The organism is Sphingosinithalassobacter sp. LHW66-3, from assembly GCF_050703275.1.
Taxonomy (GTDB): Bacteria; Pseudomonadota; Alphaproteobacteria; order Sphingomonadales; family Sphingomonadaceae; genus Sphingomonas.
In genome coordinates this window covers 122,048-146,015 of sequence record NZ_CP193482.1, presented here as the reverse complement: position 1 = coordinate 146,015, position 23,968 = coordinate 122,048, and the positions used below count along the sequence as shown (strand labels likewise).

26 protein-coding genes are annotated in these 23,968 nt (G+C 66.7%); 12 read left to right on the top strand and 14 right to left on the bottom strand.

Annotated elements, in window-relative coordinates:
* Nucleotides 1–27 precede the first annotated feature (27 nt).
* The 7 genes from proB to lptG all read left to right on the top strand — a co-directional run bounded on the left by proB (nt 28) and on the right by lptG (nt 8,188).
* On the top strand, nt 28–1,155 hold the full coding sequence (gene proB / locus ACQ450_RS00690) for a glutamate 5-kinase (protein WP_188054747.1): 1,128 nt from the start codon (nt 28–30) through the stop codon (nt 1,153–1,155).
* Entirely contained in the window at nt 1,155–2,066 is a 912-nt protein-coding gene (locus ACQ450_RS00685) for an NAD-dependent epimerase/dehydratase family protein (protein WP_431470112.1), read from the top strand. Before proB ends, ACQ450_RS00685 begins: the two co-directional genes overlap by 1 nt.
* Nucleotides 2,067–2,142: 76 nt before the next feature.
* Nucleotides 2,143–2,391, top strand: a complete 249-nt coding sequence (locus ACQ450_RS00680) for an acyl carrier protein (RefSeq protein WP_188054745.1) — start codon at nt 2,143–2,145, stop codon at nt 2,389–2,391.
* A 96-nt stretch (nt 2,392–2,487) separates the two neighbouring features.
* A complete protein-coding gene (gene spt / locus ACQ450_RS00675) occupies nt 2,488–3,750 on the top strand; it encodes a serine palmitoyltransferase (RefSeq protein ID WP_431470111.1) in 1,263 nt (420 codons plus the stop codon).
* A 53-nt stretch (nt 3,751–3,803) separates the two neighbouring features.
* A complete protein-coding gene (locus tag ACQ450_RS00670) occupies nt 3,804–5,762 on the top strand; it encodes an ATP-binding protein (protein WP_431470110.1) in 1,959 nt (652 codons plus the stop codon).
* A gap of 138 nt (nt 5,763–5,900) precedes the next feature.
* Nucleotides 5,901–7,094, top strand: coding sequence for an LPS export ABC transporter permease LptF (lptF, locus tag ACQ450_RS00665; RefSeq protein ID WP_431470109.1), 1,194 nt, complete (start codon nt 5,901–5,903; stop codon nt 7,092–7,094).
* A complete protein-coding gene (gene lptG / locus ACQ450_RS00660; protein WP_431470108.1) occupies nt 7,091–8,188 on the top strand; it encodes an LPS export ABC transporter permease LptG in 1,098 nt (365 codons plus the stop codon). The genes lptF and lptG overlap by 4 nt, the downstream gene beginning before the upstream one ends.
* A gap of 216 nt (nt 8,189–8,404) precedes the next feature.
* On the opposite strand, the gene ACQ450_RS00655 is transcribed toward lptG, so the two are convergent.
* Complete coding sequence (locus ACQ450_RS00655) at nt 8,405–9,532, bottom strand: fatty acid desaturase family protein (RefSeq protein ID WP_431470107.1); 1,128 nt, start codon at nt 9,530–9,532, stop codon at nt 8,405–8,407.
* Nucleotides 9,533–9,672: 140 nt separating this feature from the next.
* Here ACQ450_RS00655 and ACQ450_RS00650 point away from each other — a divergent pair, with 140 nt between their 5' ends.
* Nucleotides 9,673–10,851 (top strand): N-acetyltransferase, encoded by a 1,179-nt coding sequence (locus tag ACQ450_RS00650; RefSeq protein WP_431470106.1) that lies wholly within the window; start codon nt 9,673–9,675, stop codon nt 10,849–10,851.
* A gap of 48 nt (nt 10,852–10,899) precedes the next feature.
* On the opposite strand, the gene ACQ450_RS00645 is transcribed toward ACQ450_RS00650, so the two are convergent.
* From ACQ450_RS00645 to ACQ450_RS00615, 7 genes are all read right to left on the bottom strand, one after another.
* Nucleotides 10,900–11,226, bottom strand: a complete 327-nt coding sequence (locus ACQ450_RS00645; protein WP_431470105.1) for a hypothetical protein — start codon at nt 11,224–11,226, stop codon at nt 10,900–10,902.
* Nucleotides 11,227–11,392: 166 nt separating this feature from the next.
* Nucleotides 11,393–12,163: an exodeoxyribonuclease III gene (xth, locus tag ACQ450_RS00640; RefSeq protein WP_431470104.1), complete on the bottom strand. Its 771-nt coding sequence runs from the start codon at nt 12,161–12,163 to the stop codon at nt 11,393–11,395.
* 11 nt (nt 12,164–12,174) lie between these two features.
* Nucleotides 12,175–12,516 carry an iron-sulfur cluster insertion protein ErpA gene (erpA, locus tag ACQ450_RS00635; RefSeq protein WP_431470103.1) on the bottom strand — a complete coding sequence of 114 codons (342 nt, stop codon included), beginning with the start codon at nt 12,514–12,516 and terminating at the stop codon, nt 12,175–12,177.
* 107 nt (nt 12,517–12,623) lie between these two features.
* Entirely contained in the window at nt 12,624–13,799 is a 1,176-nt protein-coding gene (locus ACQ450_RS00630) for a M23 family metallopeptidase (protein ID WP_188054735.1), read from the bottom strand.
* 101 nt (nt 13,800–13,900) lie between these two features.
* Entirely contained in the window at nt 13,901–14,710 is an 810-nt protein-coding gene (locus tag ACQ450_RS00625; RefSeq protein WP_431470102.1) for a ferritin-like domain-containing protein, read from the bottom strand.
* Nucleotides 14,707–15,186: a peroxiredoxin gene (locus tag ACQ450_RS00620; protein ID WP_431470101.1), complete on the bottom strand. Its 480-nt coding sequence runs from the start codon at nt 15,184–15,186 to the stop codon at nt 14,707–14,709. The genes ACQ450_RS00625 and ACQ450_RS00620 overlap by 4 nt, the downstream gene beginning before the upstream one ends.
* Nucleotides 15,183–17,879, bottom strand: a complete 2,697-nt coding sequence (locus ACQ450_RS00615) for a bifunctional [glutamine synthetase] adenylyltransferase/[glutamine synthetase]-adenylyl-L-tyrosine phosphorylase (RefSeq protein WP_431470100.1) — start codon at nt 17,877–17,879, stop codon at nt 15,183–15,185. Before ACQ450_RS00615 ends, ACQ450_RS00620 begins: the two co-directional genes overlap by 4 nt.
* Nucleotides 17,880–17,954: 75 nt before the next feature.
* On the opposite strand from ACQ450_RS00615, the gene ACQ450_RS00610 reads away from it, so the two are divergent.
* A complete protein-coding gene (locus ACQ450_RS00610; RefSeq protein ID WP_431470099.1) occupies nt 17,955–18,140 on the top strand; it encodes a hypothetical protein in 186 nt (61 codons plus the stop codon).
* A gap of 52 nt (nt 18,141–18,192) precedes the next feature.
* Here ACQ450_RS00610 and ACQ450_RS00605 read toward each other — a convergent pair whose 3' ends face one another.
* From ACQ450_RS00605 to ACQ450_RS00595, 3 genes are all read right to left on the bottom strand, one after another.
* Nucleotides 18,193–18,819 (bottom strand): sigma-70 family RNA polymerase sigma factor, encoded by a 627-nt coding sequence (locus ACQ450_RS00605; RefSeq protein ID WP_188056276.1) that lies wholly within the window; start codon nt 18,817–18,819, stop codon nt 18,193–18,195.
* Between the two features lie 113 nt (nt 18,820–18,932).
* On the bottom strand, nt 18,933–19,073 hold the full coding sequence (locus ACQ450_RS00600) for a hypothetical protein (protein WP_431470098.1): 141 nt from the start codon (nt 19,071–19,073) through the stop codon (nt 18,933–18,935).
* Nucleotides 19,074–19,151: 78 nt separating this feature from the next.
* The gene (locus tag ACQ450_RS00595; protein ID WP_188054730.1) at nt 19,152–19,955 is read right to left on the bottom strand and encodes a response regulator; all 804 of its coding nucleotides are present in this window, start codon (nt 19,953–19,955) and stop codon (nt 19,152–19,154) included.
* 269 nt (nt 19,956–20,224) lie between these two features.
* Here ACQ450_RS00595 and ACQ450_RS00590 point away from each other — a divergent pair, with 269 nt between their 5' ends.
* From ACQ450_RS00590 to ACQ450_RS00580, 3 genes are all read left to right on the top strand, one after another.
* On the top strand, nt 20,225–20,362 hold the full coding sequence (locus ACQ450_RS00590; protein WP_431470097.1) for a NepR family anti-sigma factor: 138 nt from the start codon (nt 20,225–20,227) through the stop codon (nt 20,360–20,362).
* Between the two features lie 9 nt (nt 20,363–20,371).
* On the top strand, nt 20,372–21,949 hold the full coding sequence (locus ACQ450_RS00585) for a sensor histidine kinase (protein ID WP_431470096.1): 1,578 nt from the start codon (nt 20,372–20,374) through the stop codon (nt 21,947–21,949).
* A gap of 277 nt (nt 21,950–22,226) precedes the next feature.
* The gene (locus ACQ450_RS00580) at nt 22,227–22,361 is read left to right on the top strand and encodes an entericidin A/B family lipoprotein (RefSeq protein WP_188054728.1); all 135 of its coding nucleotides are present in this window, start codon (nt 22,227–22,229) and stop codon (nt 22,359–22,361) included.
* Between the two features lie 36 nt (nt 22,362–22,397).
* Here ACQ450_RS00580 and tatC read toward each other — a convergent pair whose 3' ends face one another.
* The 3 genes from tatC to ACQ450_RS00565 all read right to left on the bottom strand — a co-directional run bounded on the left by tatC (nt 22,398) and on the right by ACQ450_RS00565 (nt 23,956).
* The gene (tatC, locus tag ACQ450_RS00575) at nt 22,398–23,177 is read right to left on the bottom strand and encodes a twin-arginine translocase subunit TatC (RefSeq protein ID WP_188054727.1); all 780 of its coding nucleotides are present in this window, start codon (nt 23,175–23,177) and stop codon (nt 22,398–22,400) included.
* Entirely contained in the window at nt 23,174–23,593 is a 420-nt protein-coding gene (gene tatB, locus ACQ450_RS00570) for a Sec-independent protein translocase protein TatB (RefSeq protein ID WP_431470095.1), read from the bottom strand. Before tatB ends, tatC begins: the two co-directional genes overlap by 4 nt.
* Before the next feature lie 126 nt (nt 23,594–23,719).
* Nucleotides 23,720–23,956, bottom strand: coding sequence for a twin-arginine translocase TatA/TatE family subunit (locus ACQ450_RS00565; protein WP_188054725.1), 237 nt, complete (start codon nt 23,954–23,956; stop codon nt 23,720–23,722).
* Nucleotides 23,957–23,968: the final 12 nt, after the last annotated feature.

Here is a 23,968-nt window from a genome sequence, read left to right as displayed (position 1 = left end):
CGCCAGAACAGAGATATTGGAGGTATTGTGAGCGAAGCGGATCGCTTCTCCCCCGAACGGTGCCCGCGGCTGATCGTCAAGGTCGGCTCGGCACTGCTGGTCGGACCCGATGGCGAGGTTCGCAAGGAATGGCTGAAAACCCTGGCTGCCGATATCGGCGCGCGGTTCCGCGCGGGTCAGCAGGTCGCGATCGTCAGCTCGGGCGCGATCGCGCTCGGCGCGCGGCGGCTGGGCCTCTCCGGCGGCGGCCGCAACACGCTGGAGGATGCTCAGGCATCCGCCGCGCGCGGCCAGATCGCGCTTGCCCAGGTGTGGGCCGACGTGCTCGACCACGAAGAGCTTCAGGCGGCGCAGGTGCTGGTGACCCTCGGCGATTTCGAGGACCGCCGCCGCTATCTCAATGCATCGGCCACGCTGGGGCGGCTGATGTCGCTCGGCGTGGTTCCGATCGTCAACGAAAATGACACCGTCGCGACCGAGCGCATCCGCTTCGGCGACAACGACCGGCTGGCAGCGCGTGTGGCGCAGGCCTCCGAAGCCGATGGCGTGATTCTGCTCTCGGACATCGACGGCCTCTATGATTCCAATCCGCACACCAATCCCGATGCCAGGCTGATCCCCGTCGTCCGCGAGATCGACGAGAAGATCATGGGCATGGCCGACAGCAAGTCCTCCTCCGGCATGGGCTCGGGCGGCATGGTCTCGAAGATCGAGGCGGCGCGGATCGCAGCGAGCGCGGGCATCGATCTCGCGATCATCTCGGGCCACAAGGAACATGCGCTCCGGCATTTCTTCGATACCGGGCACGGCACTGTCTTCTATGGCGAAGGCACCCATGGCGCGCGCAAGGCGTGGCTGTCGGGCGGCCTCACCGAAGAAGGGACGATCTGGATCGACAAGGGCGCGGTCCAGGCGCTGCAGAACGGCAACAGTCTTCTCCCGGCGGGCACGCTGCGGATCGAAGGCAATTTCGCGCGCGGCGATCTGGTCCTGATCGTCGATACCAAGGGAACCCGCATCGCACGCGGGCTCTCTGAATATGACGCCAGCGACGCCTGCCGCATCGTCGGCTGCCGCAGCGAGGAAGTGCCGGCAATCCTCGGCTATTCGCCGCGCTCGGCGCTCGTCCACCGCAACCATATGGCGCTGCTCTGATGCAGCCGCTCACGCTCGCCATCACCGGCGGCACCGGTTTCGTCGGCACCAAGCTGATCGAACTGGCGCTCGCCGAAGGGCATGCGGTGCGGGCACTCACTCGGCGCAAACAGGCCGAGCGCGAAGGCATCACCTGGATTCGCGGCGCGCTCGACAATGTCGAGGCGCTGACCACGCTCGCCGAGGGCGCCGACGCCGTGATCCATGTCGCGGGCGTGGTGAATGCGCCGGACAAATCCGGCTTCGTGCGCGGCAACATCGATGGCACGCGCAACATGCTGGCTGCCGCGCGCAAGGCCGGCGTCGAGCGCTTCGTCCATGTCTCGTCGCTCGCCGCGCGCGAGCCGGGCATGTCGGCCTATGGATTCTCGAAGGCCGAGGCCGATGCGCTGGTGCAGGATTCGCCGCTCGCCTGGACGATCGTTCGCCCGCCCGCCGTTTATGGTCCGGGCGATCTTGAAATGCTCGACTTGTTCAAGCTCGCCCGGCGCGGCCTCGCCCTGCTGCCGCCCGGCGGCCGCCTTTCGGTCATCGAAGTGAGCGATCTCGCACGGCTTCTGCTCACGCTCGCCGATTCCGATCCCGGCCGCATCATCCTTGATGCCGACGACGGCACCGAGACGGGCTGGAGCCACCGCGACTTCGCCCAGGCTATCGGCACTGCGATCGGCAAGCGAGTGGCGGCGATCGCCCTCCCCCGTCCATTGATGATGGCGGGCGCGCACCTCGACCGGCTGGTGCGCGGTCGCGACGCCAAACTCACTCCGGATCGTGTCGCCTATTTCTGCCATCGGGACTGGGTCGCCGATGCCGCGCGTCGCCCGCCGATGCAGCTGTGGCAGCCCCGGGTCGCCACGCCGGACGGGCTGGCAGCGACTGCGGCATGGTATCGCGCGCAGGGGCTGCTATAGGCAGCCTTTCGTTAGCGCCGAAAAGAGGCCGCATTTGCTTGGCACGTGCGGTGCTTCGCTGTCTCAAGGAACCGATGTGAGCGATCGTCAGGAAATCTTCGATACCGTTGCGCGGCTGATCGAGCCCTTCAACAAGAAGGGCGTCGCGCTGAGCGAAAGCACGACCTTTGCGGGCGATCTCGAATGGGACAGTCTGACGGTGATGGATTTCGTCGCCGCGATCGAGGACGAGTTCGACATTCTGATAACGATGAACATGCAGGCCGAGATCGAGACCGTCGGTCAGCTCGTCGATGCCGTTCAGAAGCTCAAGCACAACGCATAACCACCGTTCGTCCCGAGCGAAGTCGCGGGACGGCCGCCGGCGCGACGCCAGCGGGTCCTGACTTCGCTCCACATGAACGGATCGGGGACATATGACATGACCGAAGCCGCCCAGACCGCGCATCAACTTCCTCGCGAGCCGCAGGACGTCGCTCCCGAGCGGGATCTCTTCTCCAAATTCGATCCGTTGATCGCCGAGCGCCAGGCGCTGCTCGACAGCGGCGTTCGCGATCCGTTCGCGATCGTGATGGACGAAGTGAAGTCGCCCACGCTCGCGATCATCAAGGGCAGGGAGACGATACTCCTCGGCACCTACAATTACATGGGCATGACCTTCGATCCGGACGTGATCGCCGCCGGCAAGCGCGCGCTCGACGAATTCGGCTCGGGCACGACCGGCAGCCGCGTGCTCAACGGCACCTATGGCGGGCACAGGGACTGCGAGGACGCGCTCAAGGAGTTCTACGGCACCAAGCACGCGATGGTCTTCTCGACCGGCTATCAGGCCAATCTGGGCATGATCTCCACCCTCGCCGGCAAGGGCGAGTACATCATCCTCGACGCCGACAGCCATGCCTCGATCTATGACGGCTGCGCGATGGGCAATGCGGAAGTGGTGCGGTTCCGCCACAATTCGGTCGAGGATCTCGACAAACGCCTCGGCCGCCTGCCCGCCGACGCCGGCAAGCTCGTCGTGCTCGAAGGCGTCTATTCGATGCTCGGCGACGTCGCACCGCTGCCCGAGATGGTGGCGGTGGCCAAGAAGCACGGCGCCATGATCCTGTGCGACGAAGCGCATGGCATGGGCTTCTTCGGCCCCAACGGCCGCGGCGTCTATGAGGAGATGGGCTGCGAGGACGATATCGACTTCGTCGTCGGCACCTTTTCCAAGTCGGTCGGAACCGTCGGCGGCTTCTGCGTGTCGAACCATCCCAAGTTCGACGTGATGCGGCTCGTCTGCCGCCCCTATGTGTTCACCGCGTCGCTGCCGCCCAGCGTGGTCGCCACCGCCGCCACCTCGATCCGCAAGCTGATGCACGCGGGCGAGAAGCGCGCGCATCTGTGGGAGAACAGTCGACGGCTGCACACCGGGCTGCGCGAGATGGGCTTCACGCTGGGTACCGAAACGCCGCAGTCGGCGATCATCGCGGTGATCCTCAAGGACCAGACCCAGGCAGTGATGATGTGGCAGGCGCTGCTGGAAGCGGGGCTCTACGTCAACATGGCACGCCCGCCGGCGACCCCTGCCGGCACCTATCTGCTGCGCTGCTCGCTCTGCGCCGAGCACAGCGCCGAACAGGTCGAGCAGATCCTCGGCATGTTCCAGGCGGCGGGCCATGCCGTGGGTGTGATCGGCTGAACCGGGGCGCGCGGCTTTTCAGGAGTCGTGCGAGCATCTAGATTGCTGCAGCGATGAGCCACGGATCGGAAGCCGGCGCGGTTCGCAATCGGAACCGGCGCATTGCCACGCTCGCGGTGATCGCGCTTGCGGGCACGGCGTTGCTGGTGGCGCTGTTCGTGCTTCAGGTGCGCAGCGAAATCCGGCGCGACGCAGCGATCGCCGCCCAGGCGCAGAGCTATGAGCGGGTGATCCGGGCCGCCGCGCTGTCGGCCAGCATCGCCCAGGCAGAGGCGACGCTCGGCCGCTATGTGATCAGCGACGACCGCGCGATGGGGCAACGCTTCGGCGACGCCTGGAACCAGGCACGGGATCAGCTCGACCGGCTGGCGACGCTTTCGCGCGGTGATCCGGCCGAGTCCGCCCGGATCGCGCAGGTCCGCGAAGCCTTTCACGAACGCGGCACCGAACTTTCCGAAACGGCGAGCTATCTGGCGCATCGCCGCGGAAGCGATGCGCTGGGGAGCTATTACGCGATCCGCTCCAGCGCGGCACTGACTCGGCTGAACCAGGGTCTGGAGCAATTGCTCGAGCGGCAGCGCACCAGGCTTCTTCGCAGCAATCGGGAGGCCGTGGCCGCGATCGACCGGGCGAGCACCGCCACTCGGGCGCTCGCCGCCTTCGGCCTGCTGCTGGCGCTGGGTGCGGTGCTGCTCGGATGGTTCATGGTCGAAGTGCTCGGCGAGCGTGGCGAAGCCGATGCGGAAGCCGTCGCCGAGCGGGTCCGTTCGGCCGAACTGGAGGAGGCCGTCGCCGCCGCCACTGCGCAGCTGCGCGCCGAGGCGCGCGAGCGCGAGGAGACCGAGGCGCGGCTGCGCCAGGTGCAGAAGATGGAAGCGGTGGGGCAGCTCACAGGCGGGATCGCGCATGATTTCAACAATATGCTGGCAGTTGTTGTCGGCGGCCTCGAACTCGCGCGGCGCCAACTCGATCGCGACGAATCCCCCGCGAAGCGCCACATCGAGAATGCGATGGAAGGCGCCAATCGGGCTGCGGCGCTCACCCGACGTCTGCTCACCTTCTCCCGGTCCGAGCCGCTGCTGCCCGAAGCGGTGGAGCCGGGCGCGCTCATCCGCGGCATGGCCGATCTCCTCGACCGTACGCTCGGCGATGCCGTTTCGGTCGAGACGCACGATGCCGGCTCCGGCTGGTGCGTCTGGGTCGATCGCCACCAGCTCGAGAATGCCGTGCTCAACCTCGCCGTGAACGCGCGCGATGCCATGGAGGGGCGCGGCACGCTGACGATCGCTACTGCGGGCGCGACGCTTGCTGCGGGCGCAATCGGCAGCTGCGCGGCCGGCGATTACGCAAGCATCGCCGTCAGCGACACCGGATGCGGCATGACGCCGGAAGTGCTCGAGCGCGTGTTCGAACCCTTTTTCACCACCAAGCCGGTCGGCCAGGGAACGGGCCTGGGACTGAGCCAGATCTTCGGCTTTGCGCGCCGGTCCGGCGGTGAGATCGGCATCGAAACGAAGCCTGGCAGAGGTACGACGGTCACGCTGTATCTGCCGCGCTACTTCGGCACCGCAACGCCGGCGACGCCCGAATCCGCTGTCGACCCGGTCGCGGCGGTGCGACCGCTCGACATTCTGGTCGTGGAAGATGACCCGCGCGTACTTGCCGCCACGGTCGAGGCGCTCTCCGAGCTCGGCCACCGCGCCATCGGCTGCGACAATCCGATCGAAGCTCCGGCGCGGCTCGCGGAAATGGCAGCGCTCGACCTGATCGTATCCGACGTGCTGATGCCGGATCGCACCGGTCCGGAGATGATCGCCGCGCTGGAAGCCGAAGGGCGGCTCGACGGAGCGGCCGTGCTGTTCGTCACCGGCTACGCCGGCGAAACCGATCCCGCGGTGTTCGGCGGGCGCCCGGTGCTGCGCAAGCCCTATACGATGGCCACGCTCGCGCGCGCGGTCGAAGAGGCTGTCCCCTCCACGCGCGGTTCACGCCGGCGCTTTGCCCATGGCTGAGCCGCGACCCCGCACGGCAACGGCCATTTTCCGGCTGACGCCCTCGCCTGCCCCGGCTATAGGCTTGCCACTTCTGCACGCGCCGCGATGCGCGCGGCGTGCGTTCCGTTTCCCTGCAAAAGGTGCCCTGGGCAGCGCATGAAATCGATCGATCGCTATATGGCGCGGCTGATCGCGATTCCGCTGATCTCGACATTGCTGATCACGGCGATGCTGCTGGTGCTCGATCGGATGCTGCGCCTGTTCGAATTCGTCGCGACCGAGGGCGGTCCGGTGAGCGTTGTCTGGCGGATGCTCGCCAATCTGCTGCCCGAGTATCTCGGCCTCGGCATTCCGATCGGCCTGCTGCTCGGCGTGCTGCTCGCCTTCCGCCGGCTCGCCACTTCGTCGGAGCTCGACGTGATGCGCGCGGTCGGCATGGGCTATGGGCGGCTGCTGCGCGTGCCGTACATGTACACCGTCGCGCTCGCCGCGCTCACGCTCGTGATCGTCGGCTTCGTCCAGCCCTACGCCCGCTACAACTACGAGGAGCTGCGCTACGAGCTGCGCTCGGGCGCGCTCGGCGCATCGATCAAGGTCGGGGAGTTCACGCAGTTCGGCGACCAGATGACCTTGCGCATCGAGGACAGCCAGAACGAGGGGCGCGATCTTTCCGGCATCTTCGTTCATGCCACGAGGGGCGATGGCGAATGGCTGGCGGTGACTGCGGAGACAGGCACGTTCCTGCGCACCGACGATCCCGACGTCATCATCTTCCGCCTCACCAATGGAACGCTGGCGCATCACAGCAGCCAATCCCCCGTGCCGCGCGTGCTGACCTTCACGGCGCACGACCTTCCGATAAATCTGCCGCAGTTCGAGAATTTCCGGCAGCGTGGTGACGACAATCTCGAGCGAACGCTGCCCGAACTGGCGCAGATCGGCGGCGATCCGGCTGCGAACGACGAGCTTCGCGCCACCAGCCGCGCGCAGCTCCACTTCCGCCTCGCCGAAGTCGCCATGATGTTCCTGCTTCCGTTGCTGGCCGCGGCGCTTGGCATCCCGCCGAAGCGATCGACTTCGGCGCTGGGCGTGTTCCTCTCGGTCGTGATCGTCGTGACCTTTCACAAGGTCTGTGAATATGGCGAATCGGTCGGCAGTCTGGGGCTGATCAATCCCGCTTTGGCGCTGTGGGTGCCGTTCGCGCTGTTCGGCGCGCTGATCGTGTGGATGTACTACACCGTGGCCTATGTCCCCGGCGGCCAGCCGATCGGCGCGCTCGAACGGGTCTTTGCCAAGGGAGTGAAGGCAATCGTTTCCCGCATTCCAGGCCTGTCGAGGAAGAAGGCATGATCGGGGCCGAGTTGTTCCCCTCGCGGACCGTCTCGGTCTATCTGGCGAAGATGTTCCTCATCCGCAGCTTCGCCATTCTGCTGGCGTTGGTGCTGGTGCTCCAGGCGCTCGACCTGCTGAGCGAATCGGGGCGCATCCTCGCCAACCCGGAGAACGGCCAGGCCGAGATCTGGCGCTATGTGAGCCTGCGCGTGCCGCAGATCATCTCCCGGTTTCTTCCCTTTTCCGTGCTGCTGGGCACGATCATCACGCTCAGCACGCTCAATCAGAACAGCGAAGTGATCGCGCTCAAGGCGTCCGGTCTTTCGGCGCATCAGGTGCTCGCACCGCTCATTCTCGCCGGCTTCGGCGTCGCCATCATCTCCTTCGCGTTCAACGATCGGATCGTCGCGCGCGCCACGGCTACGCTCGAGGCCTGGGAGAATGTCGATTTCGGCCAGATCCCCATCGATCGCGGCGATCGCTCGAACGTGTGGGTGCGCAGCGCGGGCGATCTCATCCAGGTGCAGCAGATCCGCGGCCGCGGCGAAGCGGCGCAGTTGAACGGCATCCGAATCTACGAGCGCGGCGACAACCAGCTCCGCTCCATCCTCACGGCCGAGCAGGGCGAATTCGTCGGGAACGCATGGCAGGTGCAGGGTGCGCAGCGCTTCGACGTAGCTTCGGGTGAAACCGCGCAGGTCGGCACCGCCCGCGTTGCCGAAGGCGTGAGCCCGGATCGATTCACCCTGGCTTCGGTAAATGCGGAAGGCTTGTCGTTCGGCGCGCTTTCCGCCGCCATTTCCGAGCTGAAGGAGGCCGGACGGCCCACCAAGGCGCTGGAGGGCGCCCTGTGGCACAAGCTCTCGGGGCCGCTCTCCTCGGTGCTGATGCCGCTGCTCGGCGCAGTGGCGGCGTTCGGGATCGCCCGCTCGGGCAAGCTCTTCCTGCGCGCCGTCATCGGGATGGCACTCGGCTTCCTCTATTTCGTCGCGGACAATTTCGCGCTGGCGATGGGCAATCTCGGCGCCTATCCCCCGCTCCTCGCCGCCTGGGCGCCCTTCTTCCTGTTCCTGATGATCGGCGAAGCGGTGCTGCTCCGCTCCGAGGAATAGCGCCAAGCCCGAGTCTCTCCCGAGGGGAGGGGGAGACCGCGGAAGGCAGTGGAGGGGCAGTCGCCTCAACCGACAGGCCCGCGCGCTCTGGAGCCCGACCCTCAGCCTGTGGCGCAGTTCCCCAGTCTCGGGGAAGGTGGTTCGGCACCGATCCAGACGATCGGCTTCAAGCGACAGGCGCTACACGGCTCGATCCGCCGGGCGCCGCCGCCCGGCTCACCCCCGCCGCGCGCCGCCCATCGTGCTCGCCGCGAGGCGGCCGACCAGCCCCGGCAGATGCGGATAGTTCGCCCGATGGTAGGCCGACTCGCCTTCCAGCGCGGCGGTGAGCCGGCGGTGCGCTTCGCCGAGCGCATGATAGGGCAGGCTCGGCAGCAGATGGTGCAGCGCGTGATAGCGCAGCCCCACCGGCGCCCAGAGATAGGGCAGCACCGACGGCGGCGGCACGTTCACGCTGTCGAGGAACTGCGCGGTGACCGTCAGCGGCTCGCCCTCGTTCTCCCAGAGATGCGCGACCAGCGTGCGCACCTGGTTGATCACCGCCACGGCGCTGATCACGCCCATATAGATGGCGAAGGCGTGGAGCGGCATCAGCCCGGTCGCGACGGCGACGATCACGCCGATCGCCCACACACTTGTCCCCGCCTCCTGCCACGCCCATTGGCGCCGGAATTCGCCCTCGGGGGCGCGGCGCTCATAGCTGGGGTTGATCTGCAGCCCCGAATATTTGGCGACGAGCACGCGGCGCAGCTTGGGCGACAGCATCGAGAGCGGCGCGAGAATGCCGAAGCGCAGCAGCAACCCGACCGGCATCAGAACCGAGACCAGCAGAAACACCGGCAGCGTATGCGGCTTCATATGTGCCAGCGGCAGATATTCGGGGTCTTCCGCCGTGCCATAGCGCGTGCGCGAATGGTGGATTGCATGGATTCCCTCGTACATGAACGACGGGAGCATCATCGGAAAGCCGACCAGCACGTTCCACGCGACGCGAAAGCCCGGCAGCAGCGAATGCTTGAGATGCGTGATCTCGTGGATGAACAGCGTCGCGCGATAGAGCGCGAGCACCGAGACGAATCCGGCGAGCAGCCCCCAGCCGAGCGAGGGTGCCAGGATCGCGCCGATCAGCGCCGCATAGCCGACCGCGGCCGAGACGAAACAGTCGGTCCAGTAAATCCAGGGCTTCGGCTTCTGCAGGTCGCGCGTCAGCTCGGCGGCCGCACGCAGCATGGCGCGGTCGTCCGGCACACCCGAAAGCGTGATTCGCGGCTGCTTTGCCGTCGGCGTGACGGCTTCGGGTAGATCCGCCGTCTCGCGCAGATCGAGTGCTACCGATTTCATCATCACCTCTTTTCCCACCAGATAGTGGCACGATGGTGGCATTTGCAGGGGCTTGCGCCGTTCACAGTGATCGGAAAAGCCGTTTGCTTGACAAGCCGCCGACGAGACGGAACTGCATTGCGCTCCATCAAAGCGAGGCCAGCTTGACCACTCAGACGCGCGTGCGCCCCATCTCCGGAAAGCGCGACATCAAGGCGTTCATCGACCTCGCCTATCGCCTCAATCAGGACGATCCCAACTGGGTGCCGCCACTCAGAAGCGAAGTCGCCGGCACGATCGATCCCAAGAAGAACGGCTGGTTCAGCCATGCGGAGGCCCAGCTTTTCCTTGCCGAGCGCGACGGGCGCCCGGTCGCGCGCATCTCCGCGCACATCGATCGTCTCGCGCTCGAACAGCCGCCGGAGCAGGGATTCGGGCCGGGCACCGGATTCTTCGGCTTGTTCGAGGCCGAAGACTGGGACGCGGCGTTCGCAGTGCTCAACGAAGCCGAAGCCTGGCTCGCCGCGCGCGGCACGACACGCGTGCTCGGGCCGGTCAGCCTTTCCGTGTGGGAAGAGCCGGGGCTGCTGGTGCGCGGCCATGATCATGCCCCGGTCGTGATGATGGGACATCACCGGCCCGAATATGCCGGCTGGATCGAAGCCATGGGCTATGCCCCGGCCAAGAAGCTGCTCACCTACGAACTAGACGTCAGGCAGCAGTTTCCGCCGATCATTCAGCGGATCATCGCCTCCGGCGAAAAGAATTCGCGGATCAACGTCCGCAGGGTCGACAAGTCGCGCTTCGCCGAGGAAGCGGCGATCATCCTCGGCATCCTCAACGATGCCTGGTCGGACAACTGGGGCTTCGTGCCGCTCACCGATGCCGAAGTCGCCGACGTCGGCAAGAAGCTCAAGCCGCTGGTGTTCGAGGATCTGATCATGATCGCCGAACTCGACGGCGAGCCGGTGGCGTTCATGATCACCCTGCCCGATCTCAACGAGGCGATCGCGCCGCTGAACGGCAATCTGCTGCCCTTCGGCTGGGCGAAGCTGCTGCTGTGGCTGCGGCGGCCGAAGGTGCGCAGCATGCGCGTGCCGCTGATGGGAGTGGTCAAGCACCTGCAAAGCTCGCGCATGGCGAGCCAGCTGGCCTTCATGATGATCGAATACATCCGCCGCGCCGCCGTCTCCGAATATGGTGCGACGCGTGGCGAGATCGGCTGGATCCTTGACGACAATCAGGGGATGGTCGCGATTGCCGACGCGATCCGCAGCCGGGTCAACCGCGAGTATCTGATCTACGCCAAACCGATCGCTGCGGGCACACTCAATCAGACGTAACGCGGGGAAGCTGCCGAGGCCGCACCGGAGCGGCCCCGGCATGGCTTGTCAGTCGCGCCAGTCCGAACCGTCCGAGCGCGTGCAGGTGCCGGCGGGCTCGGCGTTGCAGTGACGCACCGGATCCCAGCCCTTCAGGAAGCGCCAGTCACGCTGGCTGTGGCATTCGCGCGTCACGCCATTCACCTTGCGACTGACGACGCAGAATTGCGGCTCGCGCGACCCGGCGGCGGCGGGTGTTGCGGCCGCGCGCGGCGCGGCGGCGGTGCCGCGTTCGCTGCCTGTCGGATCGTGCGGACCGGCGGCGGCCGGCAGGCTGGTTCCCAGCGCGAGAGCGAATGCTGCGGCGGCTCCGACGCTACGTACGACAATGTTCATGCGATCCTCCTCTGCTTTCCTTGACGCAGGCGAGCGCTTGTCTCGCCTGCGACGACAGAGGTGCATTATGCGTGCCATACACTGGATCACGCTATCTCAATGGCTTAGCGCACCGCACGATGTGTATTGCTAATATAGCACGGTAAAACGCGCCAGATATTGGCGCCTAGCGCAGCGTGACCCAGGTGGGCGCGTGGTCGCTTGCCTTTTCGCGGCCGCGATACTCCTTGTCGACTCCGGCATCGACGAAACGGTCCGCGGCCTGTGCGCTCATCAGCAGATGATCGATGCGAAACCCGGCGTCGCGCTGCCAGGCACCCGCCTGATAATCCCAGAAGGTCCAGACGCCGCCGCCGGGAAACCGCGTGCGTAGCGCATCGGTCCAGCCCTGGGCGAGCAGGCGGCGATAGCCCTGGCGGCTCTCGGGCTGCATCAGCGCGTCGCTCGCCATCGCGCGCACCGAATAGACGTCGTCGTCGTTCGGGATCACATTATAGTCGCCGGCCAGCACCACCGGCCGCTCCTCGGCGAGCAGGGCACGCGCGCGCGCTGAAAGCCGTTCGATCCAGCGCAGCTTATAGTCGAATTTCGGTCCCGGAGTCGGATTGCCGTTGGGGAGATAGATCGACGCGACGACCAGCCCGTTCACCTCCGCCTCGAGATAGCGGCTGTGCTCGTCCTCATCCTCGCCGGCCAGCCCGCGCTGCCGCTCGACCGGATCGGCGTCGCGCGCGAGCACCGCCACCCCGTTCCAGCTCTTTTGGCCGTGCCACACGGCGCCATAGCCGGCGTCCCGGATATCGGCCTCGGGGAAGGTCTCGTCGGACGCCTTCAGTTCCTGCAGGCACACGATATCGGGCTTCTGCTCGGCAAGATATTCGAGCAGGCGCGGCAGCCGCGCCTTGATGCCGTTGACGTTGTAGGTGACGATCCGCAACTTGGCGCGCGTCAGACGGAGAAGCTGGAGCCACAGCCGCAGCCTGCGGCGGCGTTGGGGTTCTCGACGCGAAACGCCGCACCGCCCAGCGACTCGACATAATCAACGTGCGACCCGCGCACGAGGTCGAGGCTGACCGAATCGACCACGAGCCGCACACCATCGGTCTCGGCGACGATATCGTCGGGCTCCACCGCGTCTGCGAAGCCGAACCGGTACTGAAAGCCCGAACAACCGCCGCCTTCCACCGATAGCCGGAGGATGGCGGGCTTGCCCTGCTTCTTGGCGATCGCCGCGACGCGGGCCGCGGCAGCGTCCGTCAACGCGATGTCGAAATGGGTCTGCGTCGCCATAAGGCGGAGATAGGAGGAACGATCGCTCTCGGCAACCGCGTCGTCGCCAGCTGAGGGGACCGCCTGCCTGGGCGGCCCCTCTCCTCTCCTGGCACGTTTCGCGGGAATCAGTCGGCGGGGCCGCCGACTGCGTTCTGGGTGCGATCCTGGATCGCCGCGAAATACTCGCCCGACTGCATGAACGGGATCGGATTCACCGCATTGCCGTCGACGCGCACCTCATAATGAAGGTGGCTGCCGGTCGAACGGCCGGTGGAGCCCATCAGCCCGATGATCTGGCCACGGCGCACGCGCGCATTGTCCTGCACCAGGATCTGCGAAAGATGGCCGTAGCGGGTCTGGATGCCGCGCCCGTGATTGATCTCGATGAGATTGCCGTATCCGCCTGCGCGTCCGGCGCGCGAGATCACTCCATCGGCGGTGGCGTAGATCGGCGTGCCGACCGGGCCGGGAATATCGACGCCCGAGTGCATCGCGGCAGTGCCGCGGAACGGATCCGAGCGGACGCCGTAGCGCGAGGTGAACACCAGATCCTCGACCGGCTGCATCGACGGCACCGAGATCACCGACTGCTCGAGCACGTCGAGCTTCTTCCAGGTGCGGAACAGCGAGCGGAACTGCGCCTCGGCTTCGCCGCCCGACGCCTCGCCATCGCTTCCGCCGCCGGCGGCGGGCTCATAGGGGCCGCCCATCGCGCCGCTCACATAGCGCTCGGGGCGCAGGCCAAGGCGACGCAGGTGGCGCGCCGTTTCCTGATAGCGCGCTTCGCCGGCCGCCTGGGCGCGCGCGGCGAAGACCAGCTGGCGCTGCTCGATGCGGCGCAGCGGCTCGATCACTTCGCTGGTGACGGCACCGGTCACCGGCGCCTGAGGCAGCGGCCGGTTCAGAACCTCGGGATCGCCCTTGCCCGAAAGCACGGCGGAAATCAGCGCCTGGCGCTGCTCGACCCGTGCGGCATGCGCCCGCGCCGCTTCCTTGGCGGCGGCGACATCAGCCTGCATCCGCGCCACTTCGGCGCGCATCTGCTCGACCTGCATTTCCGGTGACAGCTGGACGCCGGCGACGCCGCTGATCGAAATCGCGCCGGCAGTCGCCTGTGACACGCCATAGGCCGAGAAGGCGACGGTGATCGTCGCGATCCCGGCGAGCAGTGCCTGAGTGCGCCCCGCGACGCTGAACCGGCGCAGATCGCGGCCGTCGTGGAAGATGAAATCGCGGGTAGTGAAGAAATTGCGGAACCGTGCAGCGAGGTTCGCGTTTTTGGTGGTCGAAGCGTTGGTCATAATTCCCCGGCAACCATAGACGCATACGCGGCGATGCGCTCGCGCGTGCCTCAATCCGAAATGCCTGACAGCAGCCCCTCCGCGTCAGAACGTGGGGAGTCTCATGGGACGAAGCCCGTCGGTAGGGCAAGCGATTGGTAGTAGTCGCGCGTTAGACCGGCTGAGTCGCGCGCTGAGTCGTTGAACGGAGGCTTAAGCACTCCGCGAAAATACCTAGTGACAAGCGACTGCCATTGCGCGTGCGGAACGAGATTCTCGGCCTTGCACCGCGATTCGAACCAGGTCGTTCCGGCCCGCACATGGCGAACCTCGTCCTTCAGGATGCGCTCCAGGATGCGCCGCGTCTGCTGGTCGTCGGCTGCGGCGAAGCGTTCGATCGTCGCCGGCGTGACGTCGAGCCCGCGCGCCTCGAGCACCATCGGCACCACGGCAAGCCGTGCCAGCGGATCGTGCGCCGTCTCGGATGCCGCGTCCCACAAGCCGGCGTGTGCGGGCAGCGCGCCATAGTGGCTGCCAAGTGCGCGCAGCCGCCGCTCGAGGAGCGCGAAATGCATCGCCTCGTCGCCGCCCACCGCCATCCAGTCGTCGGTAAAGCCTCGCGGAAAGTGCCCGCCGAACCGCCCGACCAGGTCGAACGCCAGGTCGATGGCGACGAATTCGATGTGCGCGAGCGCGTGGATCAGCGCGATCCGGCCCCGCTCGGAGCCGCCCCTGCCGCGCTTGGGCATCCGGTTGGGCGGAAGCAGCTCGGGCGTCGAGGGGCGCGCGGGCTGCTCGGGCATTTCCACGTCGAAACGGTGCCCCAGCCGCCCCAGCCGCCAGTCGCGCGCCGCCTTGCGGGCCGCCTTCACCTTGGCGTCAGGCGTTCCCGCGAGCAGAACCGCGCGCGCAGCTTCTCCCGCGCTCGTCACCGCCCCTCGACCAGGTCCTTCACGGCCTCCAGTACATCGACGGCATGGCCCGGCACGCGCACTTTCCGCCAGGCGCGTACCAGCCGTCCCGCGGAATCGAACAGGAAGGTCGAACGATCGATGCCCATATAGGTCTTGCCGTACATCGACTTCTCGACCCACACGCCGAATGCCTCCATCGCCTGGCCATTGGCATCGGTCGCCAGCGGGACGGTGAGGTCGTATTTGGAAATGAACTTCTGGTGCTTGATCGGGCTGTCCTTCGACACGCCGAGCACCCTTGCCCCCAGCGCCTCGAATTCGCTCAGCAGCGCACTGAAATCCTGGGCCTCGCGCGTGCAGCCCGAGGTATCGTCACGGGGATAGAAATACAGCACCAGCGGCTGGCCGGTCAGTTCCTTCAGCGCCAGCGCCTCGCCGTTCACCGCCGTCAGCTCGATCGCCGGAATCGGCTCGCCTTCTTCGATCGCCATCATTCGCTCCGCACGCTGGCCAGGCGGATTTCCGCCCAGCATTGGCGCACCTCCTGCCGCGTCGTTTCGAGCGAGGCAACCACTGCATCCCAGTCGTCGGCGCCCACGGCGCGCGCGACGAGCCGTTGAGTTGCCGGCGCGGGCGGCTGACAGTCGGGCGCGACGAGCCGCAGCGTCACCAGCAGCCGGGTCAGGAAATCATGGGCCTCGCGCATCTTGGGCGCCAGCAGCTTCGTCGCGACCAGCGCATCGATCGCCAGTCCGAGCTCCGGGTCGAACCCGGTCCGGTGGAGCAGCTGCAACGTGTGCACTGCGAACTCGAGGTCGACGAGCCCGCCCTCCAGCAGCTTGGCGTCGAGCGGCCCCTGCGGCGGCTTGTGGTCGGCCATCTCGGCCCGCATCCGCGCTGCGTCGATCACGATGTCGCGCTCGGGCCGGGCGCCGTTGAGCACGCGGAGGATCACGTCGGAAACCGCCGCGCGCGCCTCGGGCGATCCGAATACCGCACGGGCGCGCGTCAGCGCCATATGCTCCCAGGTCCAGGCATCCGCTTCCTGATAGTGGCGAAACCCCTCCAGCGAGACGACCAGCGGCCCCTGCGCCCCCGAAGGGCGCAGCCGCGTATCGACTTCGTAGAGCGGACCGGAGGCGGTCGGCACCGAAAGCGCGCCGCTCAGCCGCTGCCCCAGGCGATTGTAGTAGGTGACGGCGCTGAGTGGCTTGGGGCCGTCTGATTCGGCCATATGATCGCCCGTGAACAGATAGATCAGGTCGAGATCCGATGCATGGGTGAGCGCGCGTCCGCCGAGCCGGCCGAGCGCCAGCACGACCAGCTCGCTGCCGGGCACCTGGCCATGTGCCTCGCGGAACTCCGCGATCGTCGCGTCGGCGAGCACTTCGATCGCCGCCTCGGCGACGCGGGCATAACCCGCCGAGACCTCCAGCGGATCGCTCACTCCCGCCACGATCTGCGTCCCCAGCGCGAACCGCCGTTCGTTCACCACACGGCGGACATGATCGAGCAGCCACTGATAGTCGTTGCGATCCTGCCCGCGCATCTCGATCACCAGCGTTTCCACCGGCGGCACCGGCTCGAGCGCGCTGGCGTCGATCAGCCCGTCGAGCAGCTCCACGCGCCGCCCCAACGCCTCGGCCAGCGTGGGCGCATGGCTGAGGATGCGTCCGAACAGGCGCGCCAGATCCTGCTGCGCCTCCAACAGGCGGAAGAAGTTGATTGCGCTGGGCAGTCGCGAGAGCAGCGCATCGAGGCGCACCAGCGCCCGATCCGGCGCCGGTGCCTCCGCCAGCGCCTCGATCAGCCCGGGCAGCACGGCTTCGAGCGCCTCGCGCGCCGCGGGGCTGCGCAGCGCTGGATAGGTGCCCGCGCGCCATCCCTGGATCAGCCGCAGCGCCGTCGGGACGTCGCCGATGCCCGATTCTCCGAGCCGCAGTTCCAGAAGCTGCGGATCGTTCGGCAGGCGCGGATCGGCATCGGCAGCCAGCGAATCATAGATCCGGCCTACCCGCTCGACATGCGGGTGCAGCAGCTCCAGCAGCGCGTCCCCATCGGCGAGGCCGTCGAGATGCGCCAGCCGGTCTAGCGCTGCCCCGTCCTCGGGAATCCGATGCGTCTGCAGGTCGTTCACCATCTGCGCGCGATGCTCGATCGTGCGGAGCTGGGTGTAGGCGGCTGACAGTGCACCGGCGTCATCGCCATCGATCCATCCGGCGTCGGCCAGCGCCGCCAGTGCGTCCCGCGTCGCCGGAACGCGCAGCGCCGGGTCGCGCCCGCCGTGGATCAGCTGGTGAATCTGGGCGAAGAATTCGATCTCGCGGATGCCGCCGCGCCCGCGCTTCAGATCGAAGCCAGGGCCGAACGCCTGCCCCTGGGCGTGGTGATCTCGGATCCGGTGCGAAATTGCGCGGATTTCTCCGATCGTCCCGAAGTCCAGCGCGCGCCGCCATACGAACGGCCGGATCGCATCGAGGAAGCGCTCGCCCAACGCGATGTCGCCGGCTGCGGCGCGCGTGCGGATGAAGGCGGCGCGTTCCCAGGGAAGCGCCTGCGATTCATAATAGGAAATCGCCGCATCCACGGGCAGCGCGATCGGAGTGGCTTCCGGCGAGGGCCGCAAGCGCAGGTCGACGCGAAAGACATAGCCGTTGCCGTCGCGGGTCTGCAGCAGATCGAGCACGCGGCGTGCGATCCGCACCGCAGCATCCTCGGGCGCCTCGCGCGGCCGCAAGGGGAGCGTTGCCGGATCGTAGAGCAGGATCAGATCGATGTCGGAGGAATAGTTGAGCTCGCAGCTGCCGAGCTTCCCGAGGGCGATCGCGGCAAAGCCGCCGAATGCCGCGTCGGGTGTCCGCTCGGAAATCGCGGTGCGGATCGCCAGGTCGAGCGCACGATCGGCGAACCGGCTGAGCAGCGTCGTCACTCGAGTCAGGTCATGGCGCCCCGACAGGTCGCCGAGCGCGACCAGAAGCGCCAATCGCCGCCGCTCGATTCGCAACCGTGCCGAAATCGGCTCGATCGGCACCGCCCGCTCGATCGCGACCCAGGGATCATCTAGAAATTCCGGTAGATTTTCAGTGATATGAGATTCGAGGCCCAGCGTAGCCGCAAGGAACGGCGCATATTCCCGGGCGCGATGTACGGCATCGGCAAGGGCAGGAGAAACGGGTGTCACCGGCATGTACTGGTTACGCTTGCGACTCGGCTTTTCTTACAAGTCAAGCAACAAATCGCGAATTTAGTCGTTTTCAGGAACATGGCACGTTCAAACTCCCGACAGGCCACTGAGGCATCCGGCTATCAGGTGCGGGCCCCGCGCGCGGGCGACGCGATCGGCTTTGCGCTGCGCGACGCCTATGATCAGGAATATGGCCTCCCGGACGACATGGCCGCGCTGCTCAGGCAGCTGAACGGCCGGAACGACTCCCACTCCTCGCACTGACACAACTGCGCCTCAGCGCACCGGTTCGCACCCACGGATTTGGCGGACGGCCTCAACGGTCGCGGCTGAGGTCGTCCACTTCGCCCATGATCGAATCGAGCGCGCTGAGATTGTCGGCGTTTCCGGCTGAATCGCGCCGCGAAGGGAGCTGGCCGTCGGTCAGCAGCGCGTCGAGCGCGACGCGGCCCCGCGCCACACGGCTCTTGATCGTGCCGACCGCCACATTGCAGATCTCCGCCGCCTCTTCATAGGCAAAGCCGCCCGCGCCGACCAGGATCAGCGCTTCGCGCTGGGGCTGCGGAAGGTGGAGCAGCGCGCGCTGCATGTCCGAAAGTTCGACGTGCCGATCCTGGCTCGCCGGCGCGGCCAACAGCCGATCCGCGACCAGATCGTCCCACTCGCCCTTGAAGCGGGCGCGCCGCATCTGGCTGAGATACAGGTTGCGCAGGATGATGAAGGTCCAGGCGCGCATGTTGGTCCCCGCCTGGAACCGCTGGCGCGCCGCCCAGGCCTTCAGCAACGTCTCCTGCACCAGATCGTCGGCCAGGTCGCGGCTGCCCGACAGCGATCGCCCGAAGGCGCGCAGGTGCGGGATCACCATCGCGAGCTGCTTCTTGAACTCGGGATCGGAGAGCGCGACGTGCTCGGTCTTCTCCTCCGCGTCCTGTTCGGCGCGCATATCCTCGGCCTGTTCGGATCGTTTCATGCCATTCCGTTCGCTGTGGCGCGCCCCCTGTCGAGAGGCCAAGATGGTGGATGTGTCGGCGGATGCCAGGGGCATCCGGGATGCCGCTACCACACCCAGAGCAAGGCAGCGAAGAGCGCGACGATCAAAATCATCGAGAATAGAAGGATATAGCGAGTCATCCCCGGTGTCGCGCCGGCGCGGGCGCGGTCGGTGTTCAATTCGACGTGGTCGTTTTCTTCAGCCATGGTGCCTCAACCCCCGAGAACCGTTTTGGGTCCGTATCATATGGAACCGCCGCCGCGCGGTGCGGCGGCGGCGCCCTGTCAATTGCTCGCCGGCACAGTGGCGTCGTCGAAAAACAGCGCCTGGCTGATCGTCGTCTTCACCGTCTCGCGCTGGAAGGGCTTGGTGATGAGGAAGGTCGGCTCGGGGCGCTCGCCGGTCAGCAGCCGCTCGGGGAAGGCAGTGATGAAGATCACGGGCACGTTGAACTCGGCGAGGATGTCCTTCACCGCGTCGATGCCCGAGCTGTCGTCGGCGAGCTGGATGTCGGCGAGCACCAGACCCGGCCGATCCTCCATCGCCAGCGCCACTGCCTCGTCGCGCGTGACGGCCACGCCGGTCACATCATGGCCCATGTCGCGAACGATCGTCTCCAGATCCATCGCGATCAGCGGCTCGTCCTCGATGATCAGCACGCGCGTGCGCGTCTGCGATTCAATTTCGGCGATCGCTTCGGACACGAGTTCGGACACTTCTTCGGGCTCCTTCTGGATCAGATAGGCAGTATCCTCGGGCGTGAATCCTTCCATCGCCGTCAGCAGCAGCGCCTGGCGCGAAAGCGGCGCGAGCCGTGCGAGGCGCGCGCGGGCGATCGCCTCGCTGTCGTTCGAGCCGGTTGCGCCGGCATCGCCCTCTTCGATGTTCGTCGTCTGCCAGATCGCCTGGAAGGTGCGATACAGGCCCAGGCGCGGCTCCACGTCCCGCGGGAATTCCTCCGGGGCGGCGACGATCGTTTCCAGCGCGGCGCGCACGAAACGGTCGCCCTCGCTCTGGCTGCCGGTCAGCGCACGGGCATAACGCCGCAGGAATGGAAGATGCGGCGCGAGTTGCTGTCCAAGCGACATGGTCGGGTCATTCTCCTTCGCGAAAGCCCCAGCCTTGCTGGCCCGGGCCGACTTTGCAAATGATTCTGCGCACCCGAAGAAGCCCCTCCCCGGAATTGCACTGCATGCGGAACAATCGAGCTCGTTTTTGGTTTCACGCAACGGCCGCCGGTTTCTCCGGCCGCTCGAACCGCGGGCTTGCCTGCGGCTGGTTTGGTTCTTAGTCCTGCCGACGCGCGCGGGACGTGAAGGGGGGAATGGTGCGGTCGCAGGAAGACAAGGCGGAAAAATTGCCGAGCCGAACAGACCGAGAGGATAAGGAGCGCGCCGGCCGCAACGTCGGCGATGCGCTGCGCCAGGCATATGACGAAACGGTCGCGGAAGCCGTGCCCGATTCGATGCTCGACCTGCTGAAGAAGCTCGACTAACCCCGACTGATGGACGAATTGGATCAGCAGCCGCGCCGGCCGAGAGCTGCTGCGGCGCTGGGGCGCATGCCCACCGGGGCGAAGGTCTTCCTCATCCTTTCGGGCGCGCTGCTGCCGCTCGCCCTGATCGCGCTCTTCACCACGCTTCAGACGACTCGCCTCGCAGATGTCGAGGCGCGGGCGCGCGTGAATGTTGCCGCGACCGAAAGTGCCGCGGTGCTTCGCGGCTTTTTCGCCAACCACGCCGCTCAGCTCCGGGACGCGCTGGCGGCGCTGGAGCGGAACTCCGGCGATGCGCCTGCATGCTCGCGCCTCGAAGGAACCTTCGCTTCGCTTTCGGCCAGCGGCGTACGGTTCGCCATTGCCAACCGGCAGGGACGGGTGCTGTGCGGCGAGCGATTCACGGTTGCGGGAGCGGCCCTGCTCCAGCCGAACGATATCGAGGCAGCGATCGTGCCCGGCGAGGGTCTGACGATGCGGATCGCGGGCCGCTCGGGCGGCACCGCCACGGCATTCTATCCGGTCGCTGCGCTCGATGCGCTCGGCCGTCCGAGTGGCTTCATGCCGCATTATGGCGCGGCGCTGGTGCAGGATGGCAATCGGCTCACGCTGCGCGAGCTGGTGATGCCCGGCCCTTGGGACCGGCGCGAGGTCGTGCGGCACACTCTGGGGCTCGACCGCGTCGCACTGGAAATGGCGATGCCCGGCGCGCCGATTACGGCGCCGCTGCTCGTCGCCATGCTGCTCCCGCTGCTGATGTGGATCGCCGCGGCCGGGATCGCCTGGTTCGTGGTCGATCGGCTGCTGATCCGTCCGCTTCGCCGGCTGCACACGAGCGTCGGCAATTATCAGCCGGGCGAGGTGATCGACGCCGAACGGTTCGGGACGCTTCCAGCCGAGGAGATTCGCGAGCTGGGCGAGACTTTTCGCGAAATCAGCCGGACGGTTCGGGCGCATGAGGCCGATCTTGCCGAGGGGCTCGTGCGCCAGACGCGGCTGACGCGCGAGGTTCACCACCGGGTGAAGAACAATCTTCAGGTGATCGCCAGCCTCATCAATTTCCACGCCCGCAGCGCGCGCGGCCCGGAAGCGGCGGAAGCCTATGCCTCCATCCAGCGCCGGGTGGACGCGCTCGCGGTGGTCCACCGCCACCATTATGCCGAGCTGGAGGAAAACCGCGGGGTCGAACTACGATCCGTCATCGGCGAGCTTGCCGCGAACATCCGGGCGACCGCGCCGCCGCAATCCTCGCAGCTCGGAATCACGCTCGACGTCGCTCCTTTCCTGGTGACGCAGGACGTGGCGGTTGCGGTCGCGTTCGTGCTTACCGAGATCATCGAGCTCGCAATGAGCTGCAATCCCACGGCCCAGATCCGGATCTCGGTTCGGCTGGGCGAGGAGCCGAACCGCGCGCAGCTGCGAGTCAGCTCGCCGGCGCTGATCGAAAGTGCCGCGATGGAATCGTTGCTCGAAAATCGCTACGGACGCGTAATTGGCGGCCTGACCCGCCAGCTTCGGACGAAGATGCATTATGATCCACTGGTCGGCGCCTATGAAATGGCGATCGCGATCACGGGCGAATCGTGATTTCTTCGAAAAAAATGCACCGATGGCAGGAACCCGGGCCCGGGATGCTCGTTCAGCACTTCGGATAGTGACCTTTTGCCCCCCCGCTCTCGCTATCCAAGACATGGGCCCGGAAGCGTCTACCCCCTCCCCCCCCCCGGTGGCGCTTCCGGGCCTAAACTTTTCCCCCAGCTTTGCTTTCGATCCGGACCGCGGCTCCTGTGCCGGGGAACGAAACGCGCCGCCCCGCATTGTCGCGCGAGCCGCGGTCGCGGCTGTTCAAGCTGGAGATATTCCCATGCGTAGGTTTCTTGGAGTGGCCGGACTTGCCGGCGTCCTGCTGCTTTCGGCGTGCAACACGGTCGAAGGCGTCGGTCAGGACGTCTCCTCGGCGGGCGACGCCGTCGCCGAAACGGCCGACGATCTGAAGTGACCCCGACCCGGCGCGCTGGCGGGCCGGCCGGTTCCGTCAGGCGCCGGCCTCGGCCTCGCTCGCCTCGCGGCGCGCTCGACGGCGGCGCGTGAGCCAGATGCCGCCGATCGACAGGAAGTAGAGCCCGATCAGCGGGATCGCGAGCAGGAACTGCGATCCGACGTCGGGCGGCGTGAGCACCGCCGAAATCGCGAATGCCCCCACGACCGCATAACGCCACGCGCTCTTGAGCTGCTCATAGGTGACGATCCCCGCGCGCTCGAGCAGCATCAGCAGCACCGGCAGCAGGAATGCCACGCCGAACGCGAACAGGAACTGGGTGACGAAATCGAGGTAATTGCCCACCGAGGGCAGCGCTTCCTGCTGGATGCCGCCGATATCGCCCTGGAAGCTCAGCAGGAAATGCAGCGCCACCGGCACGCTGACATAATAGGCCAGCGCCGCGCCCGACAGGAACAACACCGGTGTCGCCAGCAGGAACGGCAGCAGCGCCCGTTTCTCGTTCTTGTACAGGCCCGGCGCGACGAACTGCCACAGCTGGTTCGAGATCACCGGAAACGACAGCATCAGCGCGGCGAAGAACGCCACTTTCACGCGAACGAAAAAAGCCTCGAAGATCTGGGTGAAGATGATCGTCCCCTGCCCCGCCGCAATCAGAGGCTGGACCAGGAAGGCGAAGATCGTCTCGGCGAAATAATAAGCGACGAAAAACGTCACCAGCAGCGCGCCGACGCACCACAGCAGCCGGTTGCGCAGCTCGATCAGATGATCGAGCAGCGGCGCCTGGCTCTCGTCGATTTCGTTCTGCTCGGTCATGACGCGCTCTTGTCGCCACTGTCCGACGGCCTCGGCGCGGGATCGCCGTCCGGCCGCGTCACCGGCTGCTCCACCATCACGGGCGGCACGTCATTCTCGGCGGGCGTCTCCGGCGCGGGCGGCGGCGTCGCCGAATCGGCCGCGGCCGGTGCGGGCACCGGCGCAGGCAGCGCGCCTGTGGGCGGATGCTCGCGCATGATCCGCGCATTCTCCTCCGCCCATTTCTTCTCCATCTCGGCAAGCTCGGCTTCGCGCACCATCGCATCGAATCCCGAGCGGAACTGACGCGCCACGCTGCGTGCCTTGCCGACCCAGTGGCCGACGAAACGCATCGCCTTGGGCAAGTCCTTTGGGCCGATGATGATGAGCGCCACGATGGCGACCAGCATCAGCTCGGTGGGCGCGATGTCGAACATCGATTCCTGTTCTGCAGAAGGTCCGGCGAGTCCGCTGCTCGCCGACGCTGCCGGAAGCTACCGGCCTAGGCCCTTGTTCCGGCAAGATGCGGCGGCGTGCGCGGCGATCCGCGCACGCCTGCCGTCTCAGCGCTGTTCTTCGCGCGTGCGCTCGGCTTCGCGAGTCGCCGAAGGTTCGGGAGCGCGCTTGCCCTCGATCTGCGACGGCGGCGTCTGCTGCTCGTCTTCCTCGGCCATGCCCTTCTTGAAATTCTTGATGCCCTTGGCGACGTCGCCCATCATGCTGGAGAAGCGACCGCCACCCAGCAGAAGGATCGCGACGACACCCAGCACCAGCCAGTGCATCAGGCTGAAACCACCCATGGAACGTCTCCT

What these genes read in the sequence shown, in the direction of transcription:
- ACQ450_RS00685 (WP_431470112.1), top strand. Translation starts at nt 1,155, where the DNA reads ATGCAGCCGCTCACGCTCGCCATCACCGGCGGCACCGGTTTCGTCGGC.
- spt (WP_431470111.1), top strand. Translation starts at nt 2,488, where the DNA reads ATGACCGAAGCCGCCCAGACCGCGCATCAACTTCCTCGCGAGCCGCAG.
- ACQ450_RS00670 (WP_431470110.1), top strand. Translation starts at nt 3,804, where the DNA reads ATGAGCCACGGATCGGAAGCCGGCGCGGTTCGCAATCGGAACCGGCGC.
- lptF (WP_431470109.1), top strand. Translation starts at nt 5,901, where the DNA reads ATGAAATCGATCGATCGCTATATGGCGCGGCTGATCGCGATTCCGCTG.
- lptG (WP_431470108.1), top strand. Translation starts at nt 7,091, where the DNA reads ATGATCGGGGCCGAGTTGTTCCCCTCGCGGACCGTCTCGGTCTATCTG.
- ACQ450_RS00655 (WP_431470107.1), bottom strand. Translation starts at nt 9,532, where the DNA reads ATGATGAAATCGGTAGCACTCGATCTGCGCGAGACGGCGGATCTACCC.
- ACQ450_RS00645 (WP_431470105.1), bottom strand. Translation starts at nt 11,226, where the DNA reads ATGAACATTGTCGTACGTAGCGTCGGAGCCGCCGCAGCATTCGCTCTC.
- erpA (WP_431470103.1), bottom strand. Translation starts at nt 12,516, where the DNA reads ATGGCGACGCAGACCCATTTCGACATCGCGTTGACGGACGCTGCCGCG.
- ACQ450_RS00630 (WP_188054735.1), bottom strand. Translation starts at nt 13,799, where the DNA reads ATGACCAACGCTTCGACCACCAAAAACGCGAACCTCGCTGCACGGTTC.
- ACQ450_RS00620 (WP_431470101.1), bottom strand. Translation starts at nt 15,186, where the DNA reads ATGATGGCGATCGAAGAAGGCGAGCCGATTCCGGCGATCGAGCTGACG.
- ACQ450_RS00615 (WP_431470100.1), bottom strand. Translation starts at nt 17,879, where the DNA reads ATGCCGGTGACACCCGTTTCTCCTGCCCTTGCCGATGCCGTACATCGC.
- ACQ450_RS00610 (WP_431470099.1), top strand. Translation starts at nt 17,955, where the DNA reads ATGGCACGTTCAAACTCCCGACAGGCCACTGAGGCATCCGGCTATCAG.
- ACQ450_RS00605 (WP_188056276.1), bottom strand. Translation starts at nt 18,819, where the DNA reads ATGCGCGCCGAACAGGACGCGGAGGAGAAGACCGAGCACGTCGCGCTC.
- ACQ450_RS00600 (WP_431470098.1), bottom strand. Translation starts at nt 19,073, where the DNA reads ATGGCTGAAGAAAACGACCACGTCGAATTGAACACCGACCGCGCCCGC.
- ACQ450_RS00595 (WP_188054730.1), bottom strand. Translation starts at nt 19,955, where the DNA reads ATGTCGCTTGGACAGCAACTCGCGCCGCATCTTCCATTCCTGCGGCGT.
- ACQ450_RS00585 (WP_431470096.1), top strand. Translation starts at nt 20,372, where the DNA reads ATGGACGAATTGGATCAGCAGCCGCGCCGGCCGAGAGCTGCTGCGGCG.
- ACQ450_RS00580 (WP_188054728.1), top strand. Translation starts at nt 22,227, where the DNA reads ATGCGTAGGTTTCTTGGAGTGGCCGGACTTGCCGGCGTCCTGCTGCTT.
- tatC (WP_188054727.1), bottom strand. Translation starts at nt 23,177, where the DNA reads ATGACCGAGCAGAACGAAATCGACGAGAGCCAGGCGCCGCTGCTCGAT.
- tatB (WP_431470095.1), bottom strand. Translation starts at nt 23,593, where the DNA reads ATGTTCGACATCGCGCCCACCGAGCTGATGCTGGTCGCCATCGTGGCG.
- ACQ450_RS00565 (WP_188054725.1), bottom strand. Translation starts at nt 23,956, where the DNA reads ATGGGTGGTTTCAGCCTGATGCACTGGCTGGTGCTGGGTGTCGTCGCG.